This window comes from Neobacillus drentensis, from assembly GCF_036962125.1.
GTDB lineage: Bacteria > Bacillota > Bacilli > Bacillales > Cytobacillaceae > Neobacillus > Neobacillus drentensis_B.
In genome coordinates, this window is record NZ_JBALOA010000051.1 from 1 (window position 1) to 1241 (window position 1241).

Below are 1241 nucleotides of genomic sequence, written 5' to 3' on the forward strand. Positions count from 1 at the left end.
TGGAAATTCGCCCATTGAATGCTGAAATTCGCCCATAAACTCTTAAAATTCGCTGATTGAAATTTACAATCAAAGTTTTTTACAAGAAATGATAAAATTCGGCAGGATTTTCAACGCTTTTATTAGAATTTAATCGTATATAGAAAGGAGTGATGAATTTTGATTATAAAAGATAGGACAAAACCATTAGTTTTGCTCATTTTAGAAGCTTTACTGAGGCGCCTTCCCAACAGTCATCCAAAACACCAACAAATTTCTGATGAACTTGGACGGAGGCAGGCTGGATATACAGGTGAAAAATCACTCGATTACTATTATCGTGAGCTACCGCATCAAAAATATATGATTCTCCACGATTTAAACCTTCCNNACTGCCAAATTGATACCCTACTTATAACACCTGAATTTACCCTAGCCATTGATGTCAAAAATATGGCTGGAAAATTAATTTTTGATACAGACAATGAACAATTTATTCAAATCAACAATGGTAACGAAAAAGGATATCCTTATCCGATTGCTCAAGGGGAAAGACATCAGAAGTACTTACAGAAACTTCTCACTGCCAATCATTTCCCTTCCGTTCCAGTTGAATATGTAGTGGTGATCAGTAATAGTTATACTTCCTATGCTGTTACAGGAAAAAACGCTCACAAAGTTAAACCACGAATTTGTAAGTCCGATGTCTTTTTAAACAAAGTTAGCTTTTTTGAAAAACAATATTCGAAACCGTTGATGACTTCAAAAGACCTCCGCAAGCTTTGCCGCCTCTTAATAAAAATGAATACTATTCCAACAACCTATGTCCTAAAAAATTACGGGATTCAGAGCTCGGAACTAATAACAGGTGTCTTCTGCCCTTCCAACCCCCATCATTGTCTAACACGTAAAAACCAGAGTTGGTACTGCCCAACCTGTGACACTTTTACAAGAGATGCGCATATTAACGCACTGAGGGATTATTTTCTACTGTTTGGACCTACGATCACAAATATGCAGTTTCGGGAATTTGCTCATATAAAATCACGGTATGTAGCAAAAAGAATTCTTCTCTCTTGTAATCTTCAATCCACAGGAAAAAACAGATCTTCGTGCTACACTCCTAAAAATTTCCCTTGGTGATTTATTTTATCTCTAACAAGACTAAATTACGATTCGCCCATTGAGTGATGAAATTCGCCCATTTAATGGTAAGATTCGCCCATTGGACATGGAGATTCGCCCATTGAACGTGGAGATTC

At 36.7% G+C, this 1241-nt stretch carries 1 protein-coding gene; it reads left to right on the forward strand.

Translation table 11 applies throughout. The features are described 5' to 3' along the window. Positions 1 to 192 precede the first annotated feature (192 nt). Positions 193 to 1122: a nuclease-related domain-containing protein gene (locus V7121_RS24785; RefSeq protein ID WP_438825583.1), complete on the forward strand. Its 930-nt coding sequence runs from the start codon at positions 193 to 195 to the stop codon at positions 1120 to 1122. Positions 1123 to 1241 lie beyond the last annotated feature (119 nt).